This window comes from Pseudoclavibacter sp. Marseille-Q434, from assembly GCF_050315415.1.
Lineage (GTDB): Bacteria > Actinomycetota > Actinomycetes > Actinomycetales > Microbacteriaceae > Pseudoclavibacter.
This window is the reverse complement of sequence record NZ_JBNPQH010000002.1, coordinates 353618-377327: the sequence shown is the minus strand read 5'-3', so window position 1 is coordinate 377327 and position 23710 is coordinate 353618. Positions and strand designations below refer to the sequence as shown.

The 23710-nt window shown below is 68.3% G+C and carries 21 protein-coding genes; 17 read left to right on the top strand and 4 right to left on the bottom strand.

Annotation, left to right across the window (positions count from 1 at the left end; genetic code table 11):
• Window positions 1-76: 76 nt before the first annotated feature.
• Window positions 77-1015 carry a LysR family transcriptional regulator gene (locus ACQFZP_RS08665; protein ID WP_211891052.1) on the bottom strand — a complete coding sequence of 313 codons (939 nt, stop codon included), beginning with the start codon at window positions 1013-1015 and terminating at the stop codon, window positions 77-79.
• Window positions 1016-1208: 193 nt separating this feature from the next.
• Here ACQFZP_RS08665 and ACQFZP_RS08660 point away from each other — a divergent pair, with 193 nt between their 5' ends.
• The 13 genes from ACQFZP_RS08660 (at window position 1209) to ACQFZP_RS08600 (ending at window position 15386) form a co-directional block, all read left to right on the top strand.
• Window positions 1209-2501, top strand: a complete 1293-nt coding sequence (locus tag ACQFZP_RS08660; protein ID WP_211891051.1) for an ABC transporter substrate-binding protein — start codon at window positions 1209-1211, stop codon at window positions 2499-2501.
• Between the two features lie 59 nt (window positions 2502-2560).
• A complete protein-coding gene (locus ACQFZP_RS08655; protein ID WP_211891050.1) occupies window positions 2561-3535 on the top strand; it encodes a carbohydrate ABC transporter permease in 975 nt (324 codons plus the stop codon).
• A gap of 1 nt (window position 3536) precedes the next feature.
• Window positions 3537-4373 carry a carbohydrate ABC transporter permease gene (locus ACQFZP_RS08650; RefSeq protein ID WP_211891049.1) on the top strand — a complete coding sequence of 279 codons (837 nt, stop codon included), beginning with the start codon at window positions 3537-3539 and terminating at the stop codon, window positions 4371-4373.
• A gap of 15 nt (window positions 4374-4388) precedes the next feature.
• Window positions 4389-5891 carry a C-glycoside deglycosidase beta subunit domain-containing protein gene (locus tag ACQFZP_RS08645; RefSeq protein ID WP_211891048.1) on the top strand — a complete coding sequence of 501 codons (1503 nt, stop codon included), beginning with the start codon at window positions 4389-4391 and terminating at the stop codon, window positions 5889-5891.
• Between the two features lie 552 nt (window positions 5892-6443).
• The gene (locus ACQFZP_RS08640) at window positions 6444-7745 is read left to right on the top strand and encodes a C-glycoside deglycosidase beta subunit domain-containing protein (protein WP_211891047.1); all 1302 of its coding nucleotides are present in this window, start codon (window positions 6444-6446) and stop codon (window positions 7743-7745) included.
• 43 nt (window positions 7746-7788) lie between these two features.
• The gene (locus ACQFZP_RS08635; protein WP_179557784.1) at window positions 7789-8583 is read left to right on the top strand and encodes a TIM barrel protein; all 795 of its coding nucleotides are present in this window, start codon (window positions 7789-7791) and stop codon (window positions 8581-8583) included.
• Window positions 8580-10166, top strand: coding sequence for a GMC oxidoreductase (locus ACQFZP_RS08630; protein WP_211891046.1), 1587 nt, complete (start codon window positions 8580-8582; stop codon window positions 10164-10166). The genes ACQFZP_RS08635 and ACQFZP_RS08630 overlap by 4 nt, the downstream gene beginning before the upstream one ends.
• Before the next feature lie 30 nt (window positions 10167-10196).
• Entirely contained in the window at window positions 10197-10592 is a 396-nt protein-coding gene (locus ACQFZP_RS08625) for a C-glycoside deglycosidase beta subunit domain-containing protein (RefSeq protein ID WP_179557786.1), read from the top strand.
• Window positions 10589-11692 carry a sugar phosphate isomerase/epimerase family protein gene (locus ACQFZP_RS08620; RefSeq protein ID WP_211891045.1) on the top strand — a complete coding sequence of 368 codons (1104 nt, stop codon included), beginning with the start codon at window positions 10589-10591 and terminating at the stop codon, window positions 11690-11692. Before ACQFZP_RS08625 ends, ACQFZP_RS08620 begins: the two co-directional genes overlap by 4 nt.
• A 25-nt stretch (window positions 11693-11717) precedes the next feature.
• The gene (locus tag ACQFZP_RS08615; protein ID WP_211891044.1) at window positions 11718-12761 is read left to right on the top strand and encodes a sugar phosphate isomerase/epimerase family protein; all 1044 of its coding nucleotides are present in this window, start codon (window positions 11718-11720) and stop codon (window positions 12759-12761) included.
• A 19-nt stretch (window positions 12762-12780) separates the two neighbouring features.
• Window positions 12781-13179 (top strand): C-glycoside deglycosidase beta subunit domain-containing protein, encoded by a 399-nt coding sequence (locus tag ACQFZP_RS08610; RefSeq protein ID WP_211891043.1) that lies wholly within the window; start codon window positions 12781-12783, stop codon window positions 13177-13179.
• A complete protein-coding gene (locus ACQFZP_RS08605; protein ID WP_211891042.1) occupies window positions 13176-14330 on the top strand; it encodes a Gfo/Idh/MocA family protein in 1155 nt (384 codons plus the stop codon). The genes ACQFZP_RS08610 and ACQFZP_RS08605 overlap by 4 nt, the downstream gene beginning before the upstream one ends.
• Before the next feature lie 45 nt (window positions 14331-14375).
• Complete coding sequence (locus ACQFZP_RS08600) at window positions 14376-15386, top strand: sugar phosphate isomerase/epimerase family protein (protein ID WP_211891041.1); 1011 nt, start codon at window positions 14376-14378, stop codon at window positions 15384-15386.
• A gap of 98 nt (window positions 15387-15484) precedes the next feature.
• Here the strand turns inward: ACQFZP_RS08600 and ACQFZP_RS08595 are convergent, their stop codons facing one another.
• The 3 genes from ACQFZP_RS08595 to ACQFZP_RS08585 form a co-directional block, all read right to left on the bottom strand.
• Entirely contained in the window at window positions 15485-16501 is a 1017-nt protein-coding gene (locus ACQFZP_RS08595) for a restriction endonuclease subunit R (protein ID WP_211891040.1), read from the bottom strand.
• Window positions 16498-16899 carry a hypothetical protein gene (locus ACQFZP_RS08590; RefSeq protein ID WP_211891039.1) on the bottom strand — a complete coding sequence of 134 codons (402 nt, stop codon included), beginning with the start codon at window positions 16897-16899 and terminating at the stop codon, window positions 16498-16500. Before ACQFZP_RS08590 ends, ACQFZP_RS08595 begins: the two co-directional genes overlap by 4 nt.
• Window positions 16900-17059: 160 nt before the next feature.
• On the bottom strand, window positions 17060-18337 hold the full coding sequence (locus ACQFZP_RS08585) for an ROK family protein (RefSeq protein ID WP_179557791.1): 1278 nt from the start codon (window positions 18335-18337) through the stop codon (window positions 17060-17062).
• Between the two features lie 111 nt (window positions 18338-18448).
• Between ACQFZP_RS08585 and ACQFZP_RS08580 the strand changes: the two genes are divergently transcribed.
• From ACQFZP_RS08580 to ACQFZP_RS08565, 4 genes are all read left to right on the top strand, one after another.
• The gene (locus tag ACQFZP_RS08580) at window positions 18449-19486 is read left to right on the top strand and encodes a Gfo/Idh/MocA family protein (protein ID WP_211891038.1); all 1038 of its coding nucleotides are present in this window, start codon (window positions 18449-18451) and stop codon (window positions 19484-19486) included.
• The gene (locus ACQFZP_RS08575) at window positions 19483-20427 is read left to right on the top strand and encodes a hypothetical protein (RefSeq protein ID WP_211891037.1); all 945 of its coding nucleotides are present in this window, start codon (window positions 19483-19485) and stop codon (window positions 20425-20427) included. Before ACQFZP_RS08580 ends, ACQFZP_RS08575 begins: the two co-directional genes overlap by 4 nt.
• Before the next feature lie 128 nt (window positions 20428-20555).
• Window positions 20556-22058 carry an MFS transporter gene (locus ACQFZP_RS08570; RefSeq protein ID WP_211891036.1) on the top strand — a complete coding sequence of 501 codons (1503 nt, stop codon included), beginning with the start codon at window positions 20556-20558 and terminating at the stop codon, window positions 22056-22058.
• A 47-nt stretch (window positions 22059-22105) separates the two neighbouring features.
• The gene (locus tag ACQFZP_RS08565; protein ID WP_211891035.1) at window positions 22106-23686 is read left to right on the top strand and encodes a GMC oxidoreductase; all 1581 of its coding nucleotides are present in this window, start codon (window positions 22106-22108) and stop codon (window positions 23684-23686) included.
• The last annotated feature ends 24 nt before the right edge of the window (window positions 23687-23710 follow it).

Here is a 23710-nt window from a genome sequence, read left to right as displayed (position 1 = left end):
ACCGCAACCGCAACCGCAACCGCAGCCGCAGCGGCAGCGGCAGCGGCAGCCGCAGTCTCCGCGCGGCGCCGCCGACCTACGCGGCCCCGGTCTCCGCCTGCATGGCGGCGCCGGCCTGCGCGAAGAGGCGCCGCATCCACGCGTGCTCTGGGTCGCTGTTGTGGGTGGGGTGCCACCAGAGGGCGGCCGAGATGGGGGTCGCGTCGAAGGGTGGTTCGAGCACGCGGAACCCTTCGTGGGGAATGAGGACATCGGTGAGGCGCTTCTGCATGAGCGCGAGCCGGTTGGTGCCCTGGACGAAGTGGGGGAGCACATGGAACCCCTCGACGACGGCGGCCACGGTGGGTTCGATGCCGAGCTCGCGGATCTGCCTGCTCGCGGAGGTGAACGCTGACCGGGAGAGGTAGTTGAACACCCAGGGGAGCTCGGCGATGTTGTCCATCGTGATGTGCTCGCCGACGTGCGGGTTGTCGTCGGTGCAGATGATGCGCCATTCGTCGGTGAAGACGTCGCTGTAGGGAAGGTCGCTGAGGAAGCCGTGGGGGATCATCATGGCGTCGACGGAGCGGAGCTGCGCGATGGCGTCCTCGACGATGCTGGGGTTGTGCATCCGGAACCGGAAGCGCACGCCCGGAGCGGTCTCGGCGGCGAGCTTCGAGACCGCGGCGCCGATGGTCGCGAAGCCGTAGTCGGAGCCGAGCACTGTGAACTCGCGTGTGGACTGCGTGGGGTTCCACTCGGCTTGGCTGTCGAACACGCGCCTCGCGGAGTCGAGGGCGGTGGCGGTCAGCTCGCTGAGCCGGACGGCGAGGGGTGTGAGCTCGTACGTGTTGCCGGTGCGGGCGAGGATCTTGTCGTTGAAGTGCGTGCGCAGTCTGCCGAGGGATGCGCTGAGCGCGGGCTGGCTGAGGTGCAGCCGCTCGGCGGCCCGGGTGACGCTCCGCTCGGTGAGGAGGGCGTCGAGCGAGACGAGCAGATTCAGGTCGAGCCTGGACAGCGGTGTTTCTGAGGTCACGTCGTTGTGCTTCCGGATCAGGGGTGTGGCGCCAGCATATCCGTCTGGGTGATGCGCTCGGAGGGTTCCGCGCCGACAGTTATGCGGAGCATCGCAACTACTTATGTGTGTTTTGCGCACAAGCCTGCCAGACTGAACCCACGCTCCGGCACAGCCGGAGGATCTTCGACAACGCTGTCAAGAAAGGCAAACAATGTCTCACTCCCGTAACCAGCGGATGCGCCTCAGCGCAGCACTCGCCCTCCCGGTTGCCGGTGTCCTCGTCCTCTCCGGCTGCGCAGGCGGCGGAGACGGCGGCGGCACCGGAGAAGGCGGAGCGACCGAGTTCTCCCTCACGTACGCAACCTCGAACAACTTCGAGAACCCATACGAGGCGCTCGCGAACGCGTACATGGAAGCAAACCCCGACGTGAAGATCACGCTCAACCCGCAGCCGAACGACCGCTACGGCGAGACGCTCCGCACCCAGCTGCAGGCAGGCAACGCCCCCGACGTCATCCAGACGGCTCCGGGTGCAGGCCAGGGTCAGGCGGCGCTGAGCCTCGCCGAGGCCGGATTCCTCGCCCCTCTGGACGACGCCGTCTCGGGCGTGCTTCCCGAAGGGCAGGAGGCGCTCTTCACCTATGAGGACCAGATCGTCGCCCAGCCCGTCGATTTCACCGTCTCGGGCTTCGTCTACAGCAACGCCTCGGCTGACGCGGCCGGCATCTCCAGCTTCCCCGCCGACGCAGGGGCTCTTGTGGGCGAATGCTCGACGCTCACCGGCGAAGGCAAATCCATGATCGCGCTTGCGGGCGCCGCAGGGCCGAACACGGGCATGACTGCTCTGTCCATCTCGGCCAGCCGCGTCTATGCGGACACCCCCGACTGGAACGACCAGCGCACCGCGGGCGACGTGACGTTCGCCGACTCGCAGGGCTGGAAGGACACTCTTCAGACGGTGGTCGACCTCAATGAGGCTGGCTGCTTCCAGGCGGGATCTCAGGGTGCCGGCTTCGACGTCATCACGAACAACATCACGCAGGGCACCTCGCTCGGTGCATTCCTTCCTGGTTCAGCTGTTCCGGAACTCCTCTCGGCAAACCCCGACCTGGACTTCACCATCGAGGCCTTCCCGTCTGAAGCGGGTAAGAAGCCAGGCGTGCTCGCCAGCTCGAACTACGCTCTCTCGGTCAACGCAGCCAGTGAAAAGCAGGAGGCTGCGCAGGCCTTCCTCGACTGGGTAGCCCAGCCTGAAGGCGCCAAGATCTTCTCCGACGTCTCCGGAGCCCTCCCCATCACCGGGCTCGAGGACTTCCAATTCGAAGGCACCGCGTACTCGGGTGTCGAAGAACTCCTCAAGAACGGCGAGTTCACCGCGCTTCCGATCAGCTTCTGGCCGAACCCCTCCGTCTATGAAGCACTGCAGACCGGCGTCCAGGGCCTGCTCACGGGTCAGACGAACGTCGATGGAGTCCTCGCATCAATGGATGCCGCCTGGGGTTGATGGCCGACATCGTCAGGCCGAGCCTCAACCGCATCCACGAGTAGCAAAGGAACCAGTTCATGACTGCGACACTGCACAGCGACGGCAAGACCGAGTCTGCTGCTGAAGATCAGTCGCCCACGGGGAAGGGTGGCAAGAACGCCACCCTTCCCCGCAAGGGGCGTCCACTCCTGCAATTCGGTCACTGGTGGTGGGTGCTGCCCGGGCTCGTGCTCGTAACGTTCATCCACTACGCCGCGACGGCCGCCGGAGGCTTCTTCGCGTTCACGAACTGGACCGGCATCGGCTCGTTCACGTTCGTCGGCTTCGACAACTTCGCCGACATCTTCGCCGACCCGACCAAGATCGGCGCCGTCGGGAACACCCTGTTCCTCGCGTTCGGCTCCGTCATCCTCACCAACGTCGCGGGCCTCATTCTGGCCCTCGCGCTCAACCGCGGCCTCAAGAGCCGCTACATCCTCCGCACCCTGTTCTTCATGCCGGTGGTGCTGAGCCCCCTCGCGGTCGCCTACATCTGGAAGTTCATCTTCGAGTTCAATGGCCCCCTCAACGCCTTGCTCGGGACGCTCGGCTTCGCCGAGTACCAGAAGGCCTGGCTCGCCGACCCGAACTGGTCGATCTGGGCTGTGCTCATCGTCATCGTCTGGCAGAACACGGGCTTCACGATGGTCATCTACATCGCAGGCCTCGCCAGCGTGCCCGTGGAGATCGAGGAGGCGGCCGCGATCGACGGCGCCAGCCTCTTCCAGCGGTTCTGGTACGTCACGCTGCCCTCCATCCGCTCGGCCGTCGCCATCGCGACGACGCTCGGCCTCGTGAACGGCCTGCGCATCTTCGACCAGGTCATGGCCCTCACGGGCGGTGGGCCGGCTGGTGCCACCGAGACGCTCGCGACCGAGGTCTACAAGCAGACCTTCTCGCTCGGCAACTTCGGCTACGGCGCAGCGCTCGCGCTCATCCTCACCGTCATCATCCTCATCTTCGCCGTCATGCAGCAGAAGCTCACGGCCGAACGCCCCGAGAAGGGACGCTGACATGTTCAGGTACACCAAGTTCACGCTGATCAGGGAAGTCGCGGTCTGGCTCGTCGCCATCGTGTTCCTGCTGCCGTTCTACTTCCTCGTCATCACGGCGTTCAAGAGCGACCAGGAGGTCTTCTCGACCTCCGCCACGGAGCTTCCCGCGACGTGGACGGTCGAGAACTTCGCCAACGTCATGACGGCGACAGGCCAGTCGAACGTGCTCCTCGGCCTGCTCAACAGCATCATCATCACGGGCGGCACGATCCTCTGCATGGTGATCCTCGGGGCGCTCGCGGGTTACGTCATCACCCGCAGCACGCGTCGCTGGACCCAGGTGTCGTACTACATCTTCCTCATCGCGATCATCCTGCCCACGCAGCTGGGCACCGTCCCCCTCTACATGGGGGCCCGCGCGCTCGGCCTGACGGGCTCGCTGTGGGGCATGATCGTGCTCTACACCGGCATGCTCCTGCCGCTCGCGATCTTCCTCTACGCCAACTTCTTCCGCGGCCTCGGCACGGACTACGAGGAGGCGGCGGCCCTCGACGGGGCGAGCCCGACCCAGGTGTTCTTCCAGATCATCCTGCCGCTCATGGCCCCCGCCACGGGAACGGTCGCGATCCTCGCCGGCCTCATCGTGTGGAACGACTTCTTCACGTCGCTCATCTTCCTCGGCGGCTCCGACTTCCAGACGCTCCCGGTGGCGATGTACTACTACGTCGGTTCGCTCGTCTCGCAGTGGAACCAGATCTTCTCCATCGTCATCATCTCGATGGTGCCGATCCTCATCTTCTACCTCGTCGCTCAGAAGCAGTTCATGCAGGGCTTCGCCGGCGGACTCAAGCACTAGGAATCGAGACCTCTCATGGCAACGCAAGACACCCTGCTCAGCGAGCAGAGCCTCTTCCCGCACCCGGATGGCGCCGCGCTCAGTCTGCAGCTGCCCTGGTACCGCAGCGTCTGGCTCTCCTCCGTCACGGGCCTCGCGCTCGAGATCGACGGCACGCCGATCGACGCGTCGAAGCTCCGCCTCGAGCACCGCGGCGCGAGCTACCGCCTCGACGAGATCGCCGAGCAGTCGGAGGTGCTCTGGTTCCTGCAGGACCGCCCGCGCCTCATCGTCGAGCTCGACGAGCCGATCGCGGACGGCAGCGAGCACAGCATCCACCTCGTCGCCGACCTGCGCCTGCCGTACATGCAGATCAAGCCGGGCAGCGACTCCCAGCCCGGCCTCTACGTGCCGAACCACGTCGACGTCACCCGCACGCTCGTGGCCAGCGAGGCCGCCGAGGCCGCGACGACGCCGTACTTCGAGGCATCGGCAGCGGGTGCGCTCGGCGAGTTCGCCGCGCCGCGCGAAAGCGACCCGTTCAAGCTCGGCCTCACCCTCTACTCGGCCACTGCCGAGTTCGCGGCCGGCTGGTACGACTTCGACTCCCTCCTGGCTCGCGTCGCGGAGCTGAGCGTCGGCCCCGGCATCGAGATCGTCGCCTCGCAGATGGTGCCCACCTACCCGCACGTCTCCGACGAGTTCGTCACGAAGTGGCGCAGCGCGTTCGACAAGTACGGCTTCGACGCCAGCTCGTTCGGCGCGAACCTCGACATGGGGCGCAACCGCTCCCGCGACATGAGCCTCGACGAGGAGTTCGAGTTCACCGAGACGCTGCTGCAGTCGGCGAAGAAGCTCGACTTCCCGCTCGTGCGCATCCAGAGCGCGAAGCCGGAGCTGCTGCGACGCATCCTGCCCATCGCCGAGCGGCTGGACCTCAAGCTCGGCTACGAGATCCACGCACCCCTCGGGCCGAACGCCGAGCCGATCGTGAAGGTGCGCGAGGTCTTCGAGGAGTTCGACTCCCCGCTGCTCGGCTTCGTCGCCGACTTCTCGTCGACCATGCACAGCATGGCGCCGACACTGCTGCGCTCCGTCAAGAAGCGTGGCCTCGACGACGCCGCGACCTCGAAGCTGCAGGAGATCTGGCGCACCGACGTGCCCATGCGCGAGCGCCAGCAGGCGTTCATCGCGTACCTCGAGGGCCGCGGCATCAACCCGGGCATTCTCGGCTCGCTCGCACACCTGTCGTTCAACATGCAGGGGCGAGTGGATGTGCGCGATTGGGCGGACATCATGCCGCAGATCCTGCACGTGCATGCCAAGTTCTACGACATCGACGAGAACGGCAACGAGCCGGCCATCGACTACCGCGCGATCACGGAGGAGTTCGTGCGCGGAGGTTTCTCCGGCTACATGTCAAGCGAGTGGGAGGGGCACGCGTTCGCGGACCTCGGCGAGGTCGACCCACTGGTGCTCGTGCAGCGCCAGCACGCCCTCATCCGCCGCAGCATGCGCGAGGTACAGGCGCTCGCCTGACCCGAGCCGCGCTCCAGCTGACCAGACGTGGGGGTTGCGCACGTGAATCGGGTGATTCACGTGCGCAACCCCCACATCTGCGCTTGGAGGGGCGCGGGAGGAGTGGGTGGAGGCGAGGGGTGAGTGGCGCGGGAGGTGCGGAGCTCGGCGTCGCGCAGACCTGGGGGTTGCGCAGGTGGAGCGCTTCCTGTGAGTGCGCAAGCCCCAGGTTTGTGGGCGCGTGGGCGGGGATCTGCGCAGAACTTGGGGTTGTGCAGGCTGTGGGGTGCCTGCAGGTGCGCATGGCCCAGGTCTGTGGGTGCGTGGGCGCGGGGTGGGTGGACCTCGGCGTCGCGCAGACCTGGGGGTTGCGCAGGTGCTGAAGCTCAGGTGGATGCGCAAGCCCTAGGTGTGCGGACTGACTGAGTTGAGGGTGGCCAGGCGGCCACCCGGCAGTGTGCGCCCTGCGCTGCGCCCGCATCCGCAGCACCTAAGGTGCACATCAGTCTTTCTTATGACTGAAACCGACATAAGTGCGTAGAGTGGACGCACAGACACAGAGAGTGAGCAACGATGCTTCTCGAGAGAGACCTCATCCAGTCCGTCGGCTTCCGCAACGTGCGCGAGGGCGACGAGGTCACCGGATTCCAGTTCCAGCTGCGCATGCCGTCGTACCGCGGCATGGCCGCCTCCCTCATCGACGGGGTGGGCGTGCAGATCCCCGGCGTCGTCGACGTCGACCCGACCGTCCCGCTCTGGACGCTCCAGGGGAACACCTACACGCTCAAGGAGCTGTGGGTGTCGAAGGATGTGCGCTGGCAGCTCGACGAGCCAGCCACCGTCACCGTTCCGCTCGAGGGCGGCCTGCCGGATGGCGTGCACGAGCTCTCGGTCGACCTGCGCCTGCGCATGTCGTACATCCCGCTCGAGCACCAGCCGAGCCGCTACCAGGTGACGAAGCACGTCACTCTCACCCCCGAGGCTGCAGGCGCCCAGTTCAAGTACGGCGTCTCCCTCTACAGCTACATGGGCGACTTCGGCACGGTCATGGACCTCGAGACGTCACTCCGCACGATCGCCGACCTCGGCGCGACCGGCGTCGAGATCCTCGGCGAGGGGCACATCCCGAACTACCCGAACCCGAGCGACGAGTGGGTCGACGAGTGGTTCGCTCTGCTCGACAAGTACGCGCTCGAGCCCACCAACTACGGTTCCTGGATCGACACGCGGCTTCACTCGAGCGGGCTCCAGGCCCGTGACCTCACGGCGGCCGAGGGCGCCGAGATCCTCCAGCGCGACCTGCGCCTCGCCAAGCGCCTCGGCTTCAGGTTCGTGCGCCCGAAGATCGGCGTCGTCACGAGCGACCTCGTGCCCCACCACAGCTGGACGGAAGCGGTCGAGCTGAGCCTCCCGCTCGCCGCAGAGCTCGACGTCATCATCTGCCCGGAGATCCACTCGCCGACGCCCATCAAGCACGAGGTCGTCGACGACTACATCGCGCTCATCAAGCGCACCGGCACGAAGCACTTCGGGCTGCTCCTCGACACGGGCATCTTCCAGGACCGGCCGATCCCGCTGCGCCCGGGCGAGCTGCCGGGCAAGCGCCCCGACTTCCTCGACGGGATCGGCGTCGACCCCGCCGATATCGCCGGCATCATCGAGCACGTCGTGTTCATCCAGGCGAAGTTCCACGACATCGACGAGCACCTCGAGGACCAGCAGATCCCGTGGGAGCCCGTGCTCAAGGCCCTCAAGGACGCCGGCTACACGGGCTACCTCTCGAGCGAATACGAGGGCGAGCGCGAGCCGTGGCGCTCCATCGAGCAGGTCCGCCGCCAGCACTCCCTCATCCGTCAGCTCGCCGACCGCCTCTGAAGCTTCGGCCTCCCCATTTTCGATCACCGCAAAGGATCCACACATGTACCAGCTCGCACCGAACATCGAACTCCTCTTCACCGAGGCCGGCGACTACCACGACCGTGTCCGCGCGGCCGCCGCAGCCGGCTTCGACGCCGTCGAGATGTGGGGCGCAACGGGCAAGGACGCGCCCGCCAAGCCCAAGGACATCCCCGCCCTCAAAGCGGCGCTGGAGGAGACCGGCACGCAGCTCACGGCGCAGCTCGCCGAACCGCGCACGCAGTTCATGATCCCGCCCAAGGACCACTCCTTCTTCTACCAGTGCCTCGACGAGGGCGTCGCCATCGCCCAGGAGCTCGGCTGCCCGCGCCTCGTCGTCGGCAGCGGCACGGGCTTCGGCGGCTCCAAGCGCCAGACGCAGCTCGACGAGCTCATCGCCATCTACGAGAAGGCCATCGCCCAGATCGACGGCTCCGGCATCACCCTCGTGCTCGAGCCGGTCAACATCCGCGTCGACCACCCGGGCGCGCTGCTCGACCGCACCTCCGAAGCCGTCTACGTCGCGCGCGGCGTCGACTCCCCGAACTTCGGCGTGCTCTACGACATCTACCACTCGGCCGTCGAGGGCGAGGACATGGCCGCCGAGCTCGCCAACGCCGGCGACATCGTCAAGTACGTGCAGCTCGCGGATGCGCCAGGCCGGGGCGAGCCCGGCAGCGGTGCGCTCGACTGGGCGGAGAAGTTCTCCGTGCTGCGCGCATCCGGTTACGACGGGCCGATCGGTCTCGAGTACTACCCGACCAAGGAGTCTGCGGCGTCGGTCGCCTACGTGAAGGAAGCAGCGGCCTCGGCATGAGTCGCTACCCAGAGCGCGTCGACGTCGCCATCGTCGGCAGCGGACCCGCCGGCGCGACGTACGCGCGCATCCTGAGCGAGACGGCGCCGGAGCTGCGCATCGCGATGTTCGAGGTCGGGCCGACCGTCTCGAACCCTCCCGGTGCTCACGTCAAGAACATCGAAGACCTCGAGGCGCGGAGCGCAGCCCAGCGCCGCTCCGAGGGGACCGGGGAAGCGGCATCCAAGCTCAACAGCCCCGTGGCCCTCGCGCAGGGGAAGCGGCAGTCGCGTCCAGGAACGTACATCCTGCCCGACGGTGACTTCTCAGTCGACGGTGGAGACGGGATGCCCGTCGCGGCCATGTCCAGCAACGTTGGCGGCATGTCGGCACACTGGACTGGCGCGTGCCCGCGGCCGGGTGAGAGCGAGCGGATTGCCTTCCTCGACGGCACGGGAGAGCTCGACGAGCTCCTCGACGAGGCTGACCGACTGCTCGGCGTCACCACGGATGCCTTCGACGATGCACCGTTCACGCAACTCATTCGCGACCGCCTCTCACCCGCGGTCGATGAAGGCCGTGAGCCAGCCGCCCGCGTGCAGCGCATGCCGCTTGCGGTCCGCCGTCGTGAAGACGGACGCCTTGTGTGGTCAGGCTCCGACGTTGTTCTCGGTGACGTCACGCGCCAGAACCCCAACTATTCGCTCTTCGACGAATCCCTCGTCACCCGGACCGTCATCGGCGACGACGGAGCAGTCGCAGGAGTCGAGGTGCGTGACCTCAGCGAAGCCGGCGACAGTCAGCTCAGCTTCGTCGGAGCGCGAGTCGTCATCATCGCGGCGGACGCGCTGCGCACCCCCCAGGTCCTCTGGGCTTCCGGCATTCGGCCGGACGCCCTCGGCCGCTACCTCAACGACCAGACGCAGATCGTGTTCGCTGCTCGGATCACGGGCCTCGAAGCGTCGGCAGACCAGATTGCGGATGCGGCTCAACGCCCTGCAGGCACGATCACCGAGACCAGTGGCGTGAGCTGGATCCCGTACACCGATGATCAGCCCTTCCACGGGCAGGTCATGCAGCTCGATGCGTCGCCGGTTCCCATCGCAGACGACGACGCCGTCATCCCCGGTTCCATCGTCGGCCTCGGCCTGTTCTGCGCGAAAGACCTGCAGCGTGACGACCGTGTCCTCTTCGAGGACGGTCACCTCGACAGCTACGGGATGCCCGCCGTTCGCATCCACTACACCGCGACCGACCACGACCGGGAGGTCATGGAAGCCGCCAAGCAGCGCCTGCTGACGCTGGGCCGGGCGATCGGCGAACCACTCGACGACCGAGCCATGGTGTTGCCGTTCGGCGCCTCCCTGCACTACCAGGGCACCACCCGCATGGGCGAGACCGACGACGGGGAGAGCGTCTGCTCTCCGACGAGCGAGGTGTGGGGCGTGCCGGGGCTCTACGTCGCCGGCAACGGCGTCATCCCGACCTCGACCGCCTGCAACCCGACGCTCACCGGCGTCGCGCTCGCGGTGAAGGGCGCCCGCGATGTCGCGGCGAAGCTCGCTGGCGTTGCAGCAGTCGCCGCCCAGGCGACACGGAACTGACCATGACTGACAACTGGCTAGGAGGCCACCATGATTCCTGATCGGATCATCGAGCAGGACACGCTCAAGACCAACGGCACACGAACCTCGGTGGAGGTGCGCCTGCCCTGGTACCGCTCGCTCCCCGCATCCTGCATCTCCGAGTTCGGCCTCTCCGTCGACGGCATCGCCGCGCCGCTCGAGACGCTGCGCTGGACCATGAACGGCAAGACCTACGCACCGGATGAGCTCGCGGGCGACACCACCGAGTGGTGGTTCCCGACCGACTCGGTTGTCGTCGAAGGCGACATCCCCATCGCCGCGGGTGACGGAGACCACCAGGTCGACGTCGACCTGAAGCTCTACATCCCGTACATCATCACCGACCACGGGGTGCTCCGCATCGAAGAACACAACTCCAAGACGATGAAGGCGGTCTCCGCATGACTGGCGAGCTCGGCACCCCCATCCAGGGGGTCACCCTCTACAGCTTCACCCGCGCGTTCCACGGGCGCGAGTACGACCTCGAAGGACTCATCCGCAAGGTCGCGGCCGAGGGCTTCGGGCCGGGCATCGAGCTCATCGGCTTCTCGAGCATCCGCGGCTTCCCGAACATCACCGACGAGTTCGCCGGCTGGTTCTCCGACCTCGTCGAGGAGCTCGACCTCGTCCGCACCTCGCTCGCGGTCAACGCCGACATCGGCATCCACCGCGACCGCCTGCTCTCGCAGGACGAGCTCGTCGAGTACATGACGCGGCAGATCGAGGCGGCCGCCAAGCTCGGCTTCCCCGTCGCCCGCGTGCAGATCTCGATCACGCCGGACTCGATGGAGCAGCTCGCGCCGATCGCCGAGAAGCACGGCGTGACCCTCGCGCTCGAGGTGCACGCCGACCAGTACGCCTCGCACCCCCGCATCCTCGCGCTGCGCGACCGCTTCGAGCAGGTCGGCTCCCCGTTCCTCGGCTTCACCGCCGACTGGGGCGCCACCACCAAGGCGTTCGCCCCCTCGGCCGTCGAGGCCTACCGCCGCCGCGGCGCCTCGGAGGAACTGCTCGCCGAGCTCGTCGAGCTGTGGGACGGCTACTACGCGGAAGGCCCGCCGGCCGACCAGGGCGTGCACGGCAAGCGCTTCGGCTCGTTCATCGGCCTCGCCGCCAAGCACGGCCGGCCCGACTTCGGCATCGACTTCGCCATCAACGGCACCGGCCTCTTCGGCCCGGCCCGCGTCGAGGACTGGCTCGAGATCATGCCGTGGGTCAAGCACGTGCACGGCAAGTTCTTCGGCATCGACGAGCACGGCGAGGAGCCCTCGGTTCCCGTGCGCGAGCTCATCGCGCTGCTCGTCGAGCAGGGCTACTCGGGTGCCGTCTCGAGCGAGTACGAGGGCTGGCACTGGAACCACTGGCAGAGCCCGTTCGACATCATCCGCGCCGAGCACGCCGTGCAGCGCTCCGCTGCAGCGGATGCGGGCTCGCGCATGATCACCGACCCCGCCGAGGCGCGCCGCATCCTCGCCGCCCACCATGCACTGCCCGTACGCAGCTGAGCGCCGGGACCAGAAGGAGAACACCATGACAGACGGAATCGCAGGAACGGGCATCAAGCTCGGCATCACCCTCTACTCGCTGACCTCGGAGTTCGCGGCCGGCCTCTACACGCCGGAGACGCTCGTGGAGGCGGTGCACAAGGAAGGGCTCGGCACCGGCGTCGAGTTCAACATCGCGCAGCTGCTGCGCACCTACCCGGACACCGACACGGAGTTCGTGAAGTTCTGGCGCGACACGCTCGACCGCGACGGGCTCGAGCCCAGCGCCGTCGGCACGAACCTCGACATGGGGCGCCGCAAGGACCGCGACATGACACCGGATGAGGAGTACGAGTTCTTCGCACGCCAGCTGGCGACGGCCAACGACTTCGGCTTCCGCACCGTCGTCATCCGCTCGGCCGGCAAGGAGCTGCTCGCTCGCCTCCTGCCGCTCGCCGAGAAGTACGACCAGCGTCTCGGCTATGAGATCCACGCCCCCTCCGGCCCGAACGCCCCGCAGATCCACGCGATCCGCGAGATGTACGAGGAGCTCGGCAGCGAGCGCCTCGGCTTCACGGCCGACTTCAGCTCGACGATGCACAGCCTCTCGCCGCGCCTGCTGCGCACGCTCAGCAGCATGGGCATGCCGGAGGAGTACTTCTCCGTCATGGACGAGATCTGGCGTCGCCCGCAGCCGATGCACGTGCGCAACCAGGCCTTCGAGGACTTCCTCACGGCCGAGAAGTTCGACTTCGCCCGCCTCGGCCCGTTCACGCGCCTGGCCTTCAACATGCACGGTCTCGTCGAGCCGGAGGAATGGCTCGACATCATGCCGCAGATGTTCCACGTGCACGCGAAGTTCTACGACATCGACGAGCACGGCGAGGAGCCGGCCATGGACACGGCGCGCATCGTGCGCCAGTTCGTGAAGGGCGGCTACCAGGGCTACCTCTCCAGCGAGTGGGAGGGCCACGCGTTCGCCGACCTCGGCGAGAGCGACCCGGTCGAGCAGGTGCGCCAGCAGCACGCGCTCATGCGCCGTGCCATCGAAGAGACCGCGGCCGAGGCGAACAGCCTCACGGTCGCCTGAGGCTAGGGACGAGAACACCATGGCAACACACAATTCACTCTTCGCCGAGAAGGACGTCACGCGCCGAGAGGACGGCATCAGCGTCTCCGTGCAGATCCCCTGGTACCGCAGCCTCTGGCTGTCGGCCGTCGACAACGTCGAGGTCAACGTCAACGGCGTCGCCATCCCCAAGGACAAGCTGCGCTTCGAGCTGCAGGGTCGCTCGTACACGATCGATGAGCTGCCCGAGCAGTCCGAGACGCTCTGGTATCTCTCCGACCGACCCGACATCGTCATCCAACTGGATGAGGTGCCCGCCGCCGGCGACAAGCTCACGGTAGAGGTGGTGCTCACGATGCGTCTCCTCTACATGCAGATCGCGCCGGGCCGCTACGTCACCAACCGCGTCCCCGTCGAGCGTGAGGTAGTGCTCGCATGACCCGGCCGTTGCGCGTGGCCATGATCGGCTACGGCTTCATGGGAGCCGCTCACTCGGTCGGCTGGCGGCAGGCGCCTCGCGTCTTCGGCCTGCCAGCCGAGGTCGAGATGGCGGTTGTGGTCGGGCGCAACGGTGAGGCCGTCGCGGAGGCCGCGAAGCAGTGGGGCTGGCAGGAGTCGGCCACCGACTGGCGCGAGGTCATCGGGCGAGACGACATCGACATCGTCGACATCGTCACGCCCGGAGACTCGCACGCACAGATCGCCATCGCGGCGCTCAATGCGGGCAAGCACGTCATCGTCGAGAAGCCGCTCTCCAACACGGTCGCCGAGGGCGAGGCGATGGCGGATGCGGCTGCTCGCGCGGCAGAGCGCGGCGTGAAATCGATGGTCGGGTTCACGTACCGTCGCGTGCCGGCCGTGACCCTGCTCCGAGACCTGATCGCCGAGGGCAAGATCGGCCGCATCCACCGGGTGCGCGCCTCCTACCAGCAGGATTGGCTCGTCGACCCGGATGCACCGCTCTCGTGGCGCCTGCAGAAGGAGCTCGCGGGGTCGGGCGCGCTCGGCGACATCGGGGCGCACGCCATCGACCTCACGCAGTTCGTCACGGGCCAGAGCGTCGACCGGGTCTCGGGGACGATCGACACGATCATCCCTGAGCGGCCGCTCGCGGACGGCTCGGGCACCGGGTCGGTGACGGTCGACGACATCGCGATCTTCACCGGGCGGCTCTCGGGCGGGGCGCTCGCCTCGTTCGACACGAGCCGCTTCGCGACGGGCCGCAAGAACGCGCTCGCCATCGAGGTCTCCGGCGAGTTCGGCGCCCTCGCGTGGAACTTCGAGGACCTGAACTCGCTGCAGTACTACGACCGCACGGCCGACAGCCGAACGCAGGGGTTCGCGCAGGTCCTCGTGACCGAGCCCGAGCATCCGTACGTCTCAGCCTGGTGGCCGGCCGGCCACATGCTCGGCTACGAGCACGGCTTCACGCACCAGGTTGTCGACCTGGTGGGCGCCATTGTCGACGGGACCCCGCTGCACTCGAGCTTCGAAGAGGGGCTCAGCGTGCAGCGAGTGCTCGACGCCGTCGAGCGCAGCTCGGCCGCGGAGAGCGCATGGGTCGAGACCCGGTCCGCCGTCGCTGTCTGAGCAGCGCGGCTTCAGCATTCGAGAACGTTAGTTAAGAGGAGAAGCATGTCTCGTCCTGTCACGTTGTTCACCGGTCAGTGGGCCGATCTGCCGTTCGAGGAGGTTGCGCGTCTTGCGGGGGAGTGGGGGTATGACGGTCTGGAGATCGCCTGCTGGGGTGACCACCTGGATCCGTGGCGGTGGGATGACGCCGAGTACGTGGCTTCCAAGCTGGAAGTGCTGGAGCGCAATGGTCTGCAGGTGTGGACGATCTCGAACCACCTCAAGGGGCAGGTGGTGTGCGACGACCCGATCGACGAGCGGCACCGGGACATCGTGTCCGACCGAGTGTGGGGTGACGGCGAACCGGAGGGCGTGCGGCAGCGTGCCGCGGAGGAGCTGAAGAACACGGCCCGTTTGGCGGCGGCGATCGGCGTGAAGACCGTCACCGGGTTCACCGGGTCGAGCATCTGGAAGTACGTGGCGATGTTCCCGCCCGCCACGGAGGCGATGGTGGATGCCGGCTACCAGGACTTCGCGGACCGGTGGAACCCGATCCTGGACGTGTTCGAGGAGGTCGGGGTGCGGTTCGCGCACGAGGTGCACCCGTCCGAGATCGCGTACGACTACTGGACCACGAAGCGCGCGTTGGAGGCGATCGGGCATCGGGAGTCGTTCGGGTTGAACTGGGATCCCTCGCACATGGTGTGGCAGGACATCGACCCGGTGGGGTTCTTGTGGGACTTCCAGGACCGCATCTATCACGTGCACTGCAAGGACACGAAGAAGCGCCTCAGCAATGGCCGGAACGGGCGCTTGTCGTCGCACCTGCCCTGGGCTGACCCGAGGCGGGGTTGGGACTTCATCTCCACCGGGCACGGGGACGTGCCGTGGGAGGACTGCTTCCGCATGCTCAACGCGATCGGCTACGACGGGCCGTTGTCGGTGGAGTGGGAGGACGCGGGCATGGACCGCCTGGTCGGCGCCCCGGAAGCGCTGGGATTCGTGCGCGAGCTCTCCACGTACCGCCCGTCGGAGGCGGCCTTCGACTCGGCCTTCTCGACCAAGCAGGACTAAGCAGGGCCAGTCCAATCCAGCGACAAGAGTGCGGCAGATGCATGCTCCCGAGGATGGGAGCCTGCAGCTGCCGCACTCTTCTGCGCGGACGGCGGCAGTCAGGCAGCCACCGGCGTGGATGCGCCCTCGGCGATCGCCTCGCGGGCGAGCGCCAGGTGGGCGCGCGTCGCCTGCTCCGGCGTGAGCGAGTCGATCCACTCGTGGCCGCCCCACTCGCTGCAGAGCGTGCCCGTGAAGCCGACGCCGGCGAGCTCAGCCGAGATTTCCCGGATGGGGTTCGAGATGCGGTCGTCGCTGTCGTCGAGGTCCCAGAACTTCAGGTGCACGCCACTCACCAGGGGCAGGATGCCGCGCAGATCCCGCGCATCCGACCGCCCGAACCGGATGACGAGGTTCATGAACATGGTGTGCACCTGCGGCGGCACGGTGCCGTCGCGGAGCGCGCCCTGGACGGCGGCGAGTGTCGCCGGGTTCCGCCAGTCGCGCTCGAGCGCATCGACGAGTGCCGGGTCGACCCCACCGGCCCGCAGCTTCGCGAGGTAGCTCGGCGGTAGCGACGGCATGAGCATGCTGATGTCGACGAGCAGGCGGATGCGGGGATCGTCGATCGCGGCGACCGCCTCGACGGCGGCCGCATGCTGTGGCTTATCGGGCGACTGCTGACCCTGGAGCTCCTCGTAGAGCGTGAGGCCGTGCTCGTGCAGGTCGGGGAGGAGCCGTTCGAGCAGTGCGGGGCCGGCCTGGCCGATCGGCAGGCGGATGCCCTCGGCGCCCAGTCGTTGGGCACCGCGCAGCTGGGGGAGGAGGAACTCGTAGCGCTCGTCCTCTGAGCGACGTGCTGTCGCCGTCAGCCAGTCGTCGAGGCTCGCGCCGACGATGCTCACCGAGGTGCCCGTGGCGTCGAGGGTCTCGCGGATGCTCGCCGTCTCGGCGTCCGTCGGGCTCGGGAACGTGCGCCAGGTCTGCGCTGCCTCGAGCTCGATGACGCCCGCGACGCCGGAAGCGCTGATCGACGCCGCGATCTCTGGCGAGGTGCGGTCGGCGACCATGAGCGCGGGCGACCAGTTGAAGGCGGATGCGGCGAGCGTCCACCCCTCGGGCAGCTGCGCGCTCACGCTGGGCTCCCGACGGCCTCGAGCGGCACGTCGCGGGATGCGCGCGGGGCCTCGAGCGGCGCATCCAGTTGCAGCCGGCGGGCGGCCGCGAACGGGAGGATGAGCGGCTGGCTCGGGCCCGCACCCATGTTGGGGATGAGCAGCTTGAAGGCGACGAGCACCTCGTGCGTACCTGGCTCGAGGCTCACCTCGGAGCTCACGACGATCCTGTCCTGCACGAACCACCACGTCGGGCTGGGTGCGAGCTCGGGCAGCGGCACGTCGTCTCCGTCGATCGTCACGCGGAGGTCGTGGAGGCTCGCGAGCGGGAGGGAGCGGATCCAGGGCAGTGAGACGCGGAGGGAGAAGCCTGCGCCGTCGCTGCGCAGTGCGTCGTCGAGCAGGATCGCGAGGCTCACGAGCGCGCTCCCCGGGGTGCGCGGATGCGCGTGGCGTTGCTGGGCATGACACTCCTTTGTGACGGCCATCTTCGGCTTTAGGAGTGAACCTACCTGCTTATGTCGAAAATCGGAAGAAGTGGGTGCTCTGCAGAAGTGCCACCGAGCGCGGTCCCCGCGATCAGCGTCCGAGCGCGAGCCCCGAGATCGTGGGACGCCCATCCGCGAACCACCGGGTGAACGTCTCCTCGAAGAGCTGCTCGCGCACCATCGCCGCACCGCCACGCAGGGGTTCTCGCACGTCGTTGGCGGAGACGACGATGTTGAGGTCGCGCGTCGCGAGAGGGAGCGAGTGCTCGTAGACGCGCTGCCTGACCTCGGCGAGGAAGATCTCGCCGGCGGAGGCCAGGGCGCCGCCGACCACGATGACCTTCGGGTTGAACATGTTGACGAGGGCGGAGATCGATTCGCCGATGATCTTCGCGGAGCGCTGCGCGAGTTGGATGGCGAGCGCGTCGCCGTCCTCCGCGCACATCGCGATGAGCTCGGGGTTGAGTTCCTCCCCTGCACGGGCGCGCCGCGCGAGGAGTCCGTCGTCCCCCGCGTCGATTGCGAGCTGGGCGTCGCGGACAAGCGCCCAGCCGCCTGCCTCCGCTTCGAGGCAGCCGATCTTGCCGCACCGGCACTGCGAGGTCGAGCCGAACACCTTCACGTGGCCGATGTCTCCCGCCGCGCCGTTCGCGCCGCGGTGGATGCGCCCGCGCGAGACGAGGCCCGCGCCGATTCCGGAGCCGACCTTGACGTAGATGAGGTCGACCGAGGGCACCTGACGATTCGTGCGCTCGTTGAGCGCGAGGAGGTTCGCGTCGTTGTCGACCCAGACGGGCGCATCGAAACGCTGCTCGAAACGGCGGCGGATATCGAAGCCGTTCCAGCCGGGCATGATGGGCGGGGCCACGGGGCGGCCGGAGTCGAAATCGACGGGGCCCGGGACGCCGACGGCGATGCCCCAGACGGGCAGCTCGCTGCCGCGCGTCTTCGTGTCGGCGGCGAGGAGCTCTTCGACGAGACCGAGGGCGGCATCCAGGGTCTCGGCGGGGCCGCGCGAGATCTCCCAGTCGAGGTGCGCCTGCGCGATCACGTCGCCCTCGAGCTGCGCCAGGCCGACGTGGATGTGCAGCGCGCCCAGGGCGCAGACCACGATGAGGCCGCTCTCGCCACGGAAGCGCAGCGTGCGTGGCGCGCGGCCGCCAGATGAGGGGCCGACGTCGCCCTCTTCGAGGAAGCCCATGCTGATCGCCTGCTCGACTCGCTGGGTGACGACCCCTCGGCCGAGGCCCGTGACGGTGCCGATCTGCGGGCGGGTCTGGGCTTCGCCCATCCGCACGAGGTTGACGACGCGGAGAAGGCTCGTGACCTCATCGGTCTGAGCGCCGAAGCGGAGCGTTGACTCTCTCATGGGCGAACTGTACCCAATATGTCGACCTTGCGCCGCAGGAAGCACCCAGATACGTTCGTCCAAAACGATCTTTCGCATGAAACATACAAAAGAGCACAAGGAAGTGGTCGCATGTGGTCAGTCGGCGTCATCGGGGCCGGGCCGGGCGTCTCCGCGCTCCACCTCCCCACCCTGGCTCGCTTCCCTGAGCTGTTCCGGGTTGTTCACATCGCCGACTCGGGGAGTGGCCGCGCGGCCGAACTCGCCGATCGTGTGGGTGCGAGCAGCAGCTCGGGTGTCGACGAGCTGTTCCAGGACAAGCGCGTGCAGGTCGCGCTGATCTGCTCACCGCCCGCCGAGCACGCGGCGCACGTGCAGGCCGCCCTCGACGCCGGGGTGGCTGGCATCCTCTGCGAGAAACCCCTCGCCACGACCGTCGCGGAGGCGGAAGCGCTGGTTGCCGCGTGTCGCGAGCGGGGAGTCGCGCTGCTCATCGGCACCAACCATCTCTATGACCCCGGGTGGGTGCAGGCTCGGCGCGCGATCGGGGAGTTGCGCGCGCCGGTCGACAGCGTGCGGGTCACGCTGTCGTTGCCGCCGAACGACCGCTACCACCGGTTGGTCACCGAGGTTCCTGCGGGCGAGGCCTCTTCCGTGCGGCGTCCACCGCCCGGGCTCCCCGCCCATGTGCAGGCGGGCATCGTGCGGCAGCTTGTGTCGGGCCTCGCGATCCACGACCTGCCCGCCGTGCGCGACCTGCTTCCCGGGATCGACGGCATCGACTTCGCGCGCTTCGTCGCTCCGCTCGGGTTCGTTCTCGGCTACCGCTCGGGTGGCGCCCACGTGCAGATCGCGGCCGTCATGCGGGAGGACGGGGCGGATGCGTGCTGGCGGCTGACGGTGTCGGCGGGAGAGGCACGCGTCGATGTCCACTTCCCGCCCGCGTTTGTGCACGACGGTGCCGCTCACGTCACGGTTCGACAGGCTGACGGGACGGTCAGCTCACCGCCGAGGTCGCCGCGTGACGGCTACGAGGCCGAATGGCTGGCCCTCGCGGAACTCCTCGACGGCGGTGCCCCATTGGAGTACGACGAGCAGCTGGGGGACACGTGCTACGCCCTCGAGCTCGCCGCGGCCGCCGCGGCGCACATCCAGGCGAGCGCCTCGTGAGCGCGCGCGTGCCCGTCTTCGTGCCGCCGTTCGAATGTGACGCGGTCGGCCCTCGTGACGACGTCCTGGCTGCCTATCGCGCGGCGATCGAAGCGCTGCCGTTGAGTGCGGAGGCTGCGGGAGGTGCAGAGGGGGCGGTGGTTGTCGTGGACGGCCGTGTCACGGGTGGCTGGGCTGCCGGGCTCGACGCCGCCCTGGCCGCGGGCGCGCTCGGTGTCGTCGTCGACGAGGTGGTCCTGTTGGATGCGGTGGCGGATGCGAGTGCGGGAGTGGGAGCGAACTCGGGCACACAGGTGCGCGCGGGCGCCGGTGCAGGTGCGCCGATGAGCGCAGGCGTGGCATCGGTGGCGGGTCGCGTACCCGTGCTGGTCGCGCGGCGGTTCCTCCCGAGGGGTCTCGCTGATGGGGTGGGTGCGCTCGTGGAGCCTCTGACGGATGGGGCTCGACTGGTCACTGTCGAGGTCGGGGGCGCCGCCTCGAGCGGCGTCCTGCGCGACGCGCTCGGCTGGGCTCGGGTGCTCACCGGGTCGCAGCTGACGCTGACGGCTGTGCGAGGGGAGCCCAGGGGCGCGACCGCCCTGGCCGAGTCTGAGCCCGGCACGCCGGTAACGCTGTCTTGGCGGCGGAGCTCCGGCCCTCCGTGGCTGCGGGTCTCCGCGCTCGGTGCGTCAGAGGTCGAGGTCATCGTTGACGCCGGGACCGGTCATGCGAGCGGTGTGGTGCGTTCCGCGCACGGCGAGCAGCTGGTCGGGTCGGGCTACGAAGATCGGGTGCGCGGAGAGCTGCGTCGTGCGATCGAGGCGGTACGTGTCTCCGAACTGCGTGGCGACATCAGCGCGGAGTTGTCCGGCGTGCTCGCCGACCTGGAGCTCCAGCGGCAGATCGAGGCTGGGCTGCCGCCTCAGCGAGGCGGACATGAGCGACTTGCTGGCCATCTTTAGTTGTTTTTCAACATAAGTCTCGGTAGGGTAGGTCCGACGCAGGGGTTCCCCGAACCCGTCACCGGCCGCGACGCAGCGGCCGAGGGCACACCATGTCGCGTAGATCGTCCGATCGTTCGGGCCCTTTTATGCCACTCTCACCGTTGAGACTCCGTCTCCTTGTCGCATCCCTCCTCACCGTCTCCTTCCTCGGCGCCCTCGACCACACGGTCGTGTCGACCTCACTCGCGACCATCGCGGGCGACCTCGGCGCGCTCGAGCAGATGGGCTGGGTCGTCGTCAGCTACACGCTCGCGAGCACCGTCCTCCTGCCCGTGCTCGGGAAGCTCGGCGACATCGTCGGGCCCCGCGCCGTGTTCCTGTCGTCGCTCGTCCTGTTCCTCATCGCCTCCCTCGCGTGCGGCTTCGCCCCGAACATGGGCCTGCTCATCGTCGCCCGCGTCTTCCAGGGCATGAGCTCAGCTGGCCTGCAGCTCATGTCGCAGACGATCATCGCCCAGGTCACGAGCCCGCGTGCCCGCCCCAAGTACATGGCCATCATCGGAGCGGCGTTCCCCGTCGCCATCCTCATCGGACCGCTGCTCGGCGGCATCATCGCCGACAACTGGGGCTGGCAGTGGGTGTTCTGGGTGAACCTCCCCGTCGGCGTGGCCGCCCTGATCTTCGCGCTCGTCGCGATCCCGAGCATCCCCCGCGCCGAGGCTCCCGGATTCGACGTCCTCGGCTCGGTCGCCTTCACTGCGGCACTCGTCGCCCTCGTGCTCGGCGTGAGCTGGGTCTCCGACCCCGAGCTGCTCACCTCCGCGCTGTCGGCCTTCGGCATCGCGCTCGCCGCGTTCGCGCTGTTCTTCTGGGCAGAGGTGCGCGCCGTCAACCCGGTCGTGCCACTCCATATCTTCAAGAACCGCACCGTCGCCGCGGGCACGGCGCTCTCCGCGATCATCGGTGTCGGCCTCTTCTCCATCACCGCCTACCTCCCCACCTACGTGCAGATGGCGTACAGCACCACCGCGACCGTCTCGGGGCTCGTGCCCATCGCCACCGTCATGGGGATGCTCGTGAGCAACCTGCTCACGGGCTTCCTCGCCAGCCGCTCGGGTCGCTACCGCGTCTACCCGATCGTCGGCACGGCACTCGGCGCCGTCGGGCTCCTCATCATGTCGATGCTGCCCGTCGGCCTCGCGCTCTGGGTGCCGATGGTCGTCATGTTCGCCGTCGGCCTCGGCACCGGCTCGTTCATGAGCCTCATCGTCGCGGTCGTGCAGAGCGCCGCCCCTAAGAACGCCACGGGCGCCGTCACGGCGAGCGTCAACATCGTCCGCCAAGTCGGGTCGACCGTCACGACCGCCATCATCGGCGGGGTGATCGGGGCCGGCGTCGCCGCCATGCTGCCCATCGGCTTCGACGCCGCGAGCCTCACACCGCAGCTCGTGCACGGCAGCGACACGGCCTTCCAGGCGACCGTCGCACAGATCTACCGCGACGTCTTCGCGCCCATCTTCATCGGCCTCTCCGCCGCGTACGCCGTCGGCTTCGTCGCCGCGCTGCTGCTCCCGCCAGGGCGCCTCTCCAACGAGACGGGGAGCATCCCCGTCGTCGAACCCCGGAACGAGCCGGCGTCGCGCGCCTGAGCGCGGCAGCCGCATCCACTCACCCCTCACTTCCAAGGAGGAAGCCCATGACCAAGAACCCAGTCGTCGCGATCGTCGGCAGCGGACCCATCGGGGCCGCCTACGCGCGGATCCTCCTCGAGGCGAACCCCGACGTGCGCGTCACGATGTTCGAAGCCGGACCGCAGCTCACCGACACCCCCGGCGAGAGCGTTCGCAACATCGCCGACCCGACGGAGAAGGAACTGGCCCGCGAGCGGTCGCAAGGGCCCCAGGCAGGCGACTTCCGCGAGTCGCTCGGCATCCCGAGGGCAGCCGTCGTCGAAGGGATGTTCACGGCCCGACAGGGCACGCACCTCCTCGACTTCGGCGGCGAGGGCTCGGCACACACCGAGACGTTCCCAGCCGCAGCCGCCTCCACCAACGTCGGCGGCATGGGCGCGCACTGGACCTGCGCAACCCCCGCGCCCGAGTTCAGCGAGCGCGTCGACTTCATCGAGAGCGCCGAGTGGGATGAGCTCATCGTGAGCGCCGAGCGGCTGCTGCACGTGCAGTCGGCGGCCTTCGCCGACTCCGGCGTGGGAGCCGCCATCCGCTCGCTGCTCTCAGAGGAGTTCTCCGCTGAACTGCCGGAAGGCTTCGGGCCGAGCACGCTGCCCGTCGCGGGCGACGCGCAACCGGACGGCACCGTCCGCTGGGCAGGGGCCGACGTCGTCTTCGGCCCGCTCGTCGAGGCCGGCAACCCCCTCGCGGAGCGCTTCGAACTGCGCGACCTCACCCTCGTGCGGCGCGTCGAGCGCGAGGGCCCGGGTGTCGACGCTCGGGTCACGGGCATCACCGTCGAAGACCTTCGCACGGGCGAGACGAGCTTCGTCGCCGCCGACGCCGTGGTCGTCGCCGCCGACGCCTTCCGCTCGCCGCAGCTCCTCTGGGCGTCCGGCATCCGCCCGGCCGCCCTCGGCCGCTACCTCACCGAGCACCCCGTCGTCATCTCGACCGTCGCCCTCGACCCAGAGGGCATGGCGCGCTTCGCCACCGACGCCGACCTCGAGGAGGAGCTCGCCCGCCGCGCCCTCAACCCGGCCGACCCCGTCGGCGCCGTCAACCGCATCCCCTTCTCCGAGCCCGACCATCCCTTCTCCCTGCAGGTCATGTACGCCGAGAACCCGCCGTTCCCGCTCGACCCCGCCCATCCGCACGCCGGCAACCGCTGGGGCTACGTCAACATGGGATACGGGATGCGCAAGCACCCGCGCGTCGAGGACGGCATCACGTTCCACGACGACGAGCTCGACTACCGCGGCTTCCCGAACATGACCGTCGACTACGCGCTCACGGACGTCGAGAAAGCGGAGATCGCCGACGGAGAGGCGCACCTTCGCCGCGCCGGCGAGAAGCTCGGCACCTTCATCGCCGAACCTCGCCTCCTGCCGAACGGCTCGAGCCTCCACTACCAGGGCACGATGCGCGCCGGCGCGAATGACGACGGCACCACGGTCGCCGACCCATATTCGCGGGTCTGGGGCATCGACAACCTCTACGTCGGCGGCAACGGACTGATCCCCACCGCCACCACGATGAACCCCACGCTCATGAGCGTCGCCATCGCGGTGCGCGGCGCCCGCAAGCTCGCGGAGGAGCTCGCGTAGGGCACGCCCGCTCCCGGGCGTCGT

Bases quoted from the DNA above. Each gene is read 5' to 3' on its own strand.
- ACQFZP_RS08660 (WP_211891051.1), top strand. From the start codon at position 1,209: ATGTCTCACTCCCGTAACCAGCGGATGCGCCTCAGCGCAGCACTCGCC.
- ACQFZP_RS08655 (WP_211891050.1), top strand. From the start codon at position 2,561: ATGACTGCGACACTGCACAGCGACGGCAAGACCGAGTCTGCTGCTGAA.
- ACQFZP_RS08650 (WP_211891049.1), top strand. From the start codon at position 3,537: ATGTTCAGGTACACCAAGTTCACGCTGATCAGGGAAGTCGCGGTCTGG.
- ACQFZP_RS08645 (WP_211891048.1), top strand. From the start codon at position 4,389: ATGGCAACGCAAGACACCCTGCTCAGCGAGCAGAGCCTCTTCCCGCAC.
- ACQFZP_RS08640 (WP_211891047.1), top strand. From the start codon at position 6,444: ATGCTTCTCGAGAGAGACCTCATCCAGTCCGTCGGCTTCCGCAACGTG.
- ACQFZP_RS08635 (WP_179557784.1), top strand. From the start codon at position 7,789: ATGTACCAGCTCGCACCGAACATCGAACTCCTCTTCACCGAGGCCGGC.
- ACQFZP_RS08630 (WP_211891046.1), top strand. From the start codon at position 8,580: ATGAGTCGCTACCCAGAGCGCGTCGACGTCGCCATCGTCGGCAGCGGA.
- ACQFZP_RS08625 (WP_179557786.1), top strand. From the start codon at position 10,197: ATGATTCCTGATCGGATCATCGAGCAGGACACGCTCAAGACCAACGGC.
- ACQFZP_RS08620 (WP_211891045.1), top strand. From the start codon at position 10,589: ATGACTGGCGAGCTCGGCACCCCCATCCAGGGGGTCACCCTCTACAGC.
- ACQFZP_RS08615 (WP_211891044.1), top strand. From the start codon at position 11,718: ATGACAGACGGAATCGCAGGAACGGGCATCAAGCTCGGCATCACCCTC.
- ACQFZP_RS08610 (WP_211891043.1), top strand. From the start codon at position 12,781: ATGGCAACACACAATTCACTCTTCGCCGAGAAGGACGTCACGCGCCGA.
- ACQFZP_RS08605 (WP_211891042.1), top strand. From the start codon at position 13,176: ATGACCCGGCCGTTGCGCGTGGCCATGATCGGCTACGGCTTCATGGGA.
- ACQFZP_RS08600 (WP_211891041.1), top strand. From the start codon at position 14,376: ATGTCTCGTCCTGTCACGTTGTTCACCGGTCAGTGGGCCGATCTGCCG.
- ACQFZP_RS08585 (WP_179557791.1), bottom strand. From the start codon at position 18,337: ATGAGAGAGTCAACGCTCCGCTTCGGCGCTCAGACCGATGAGGTCACG.
- ACQFZP_RS08580 (WP_211891038.1), top strand. From the start codon at position 18,449: ATGTGGTCAGTCGGCGTCATCGGGGCCGGGCCGGGCGTCTCCGCGCTC.
- ACQFZP_RS08570 (WP_211891036.1), top strand. From the start codon at position 20,556: ATGCCACTCTCACCGTTGAGACTCCGTCTCCTTGTCGCATCCCTCCTC.
- ACQFZP_RS08565 (WP_211891035.1), top strand. From the start codon at position 22,106: ATGACCAAGAACCCAGTCGTCGCGATCGTCGGCAGCGGACCCATCGGG.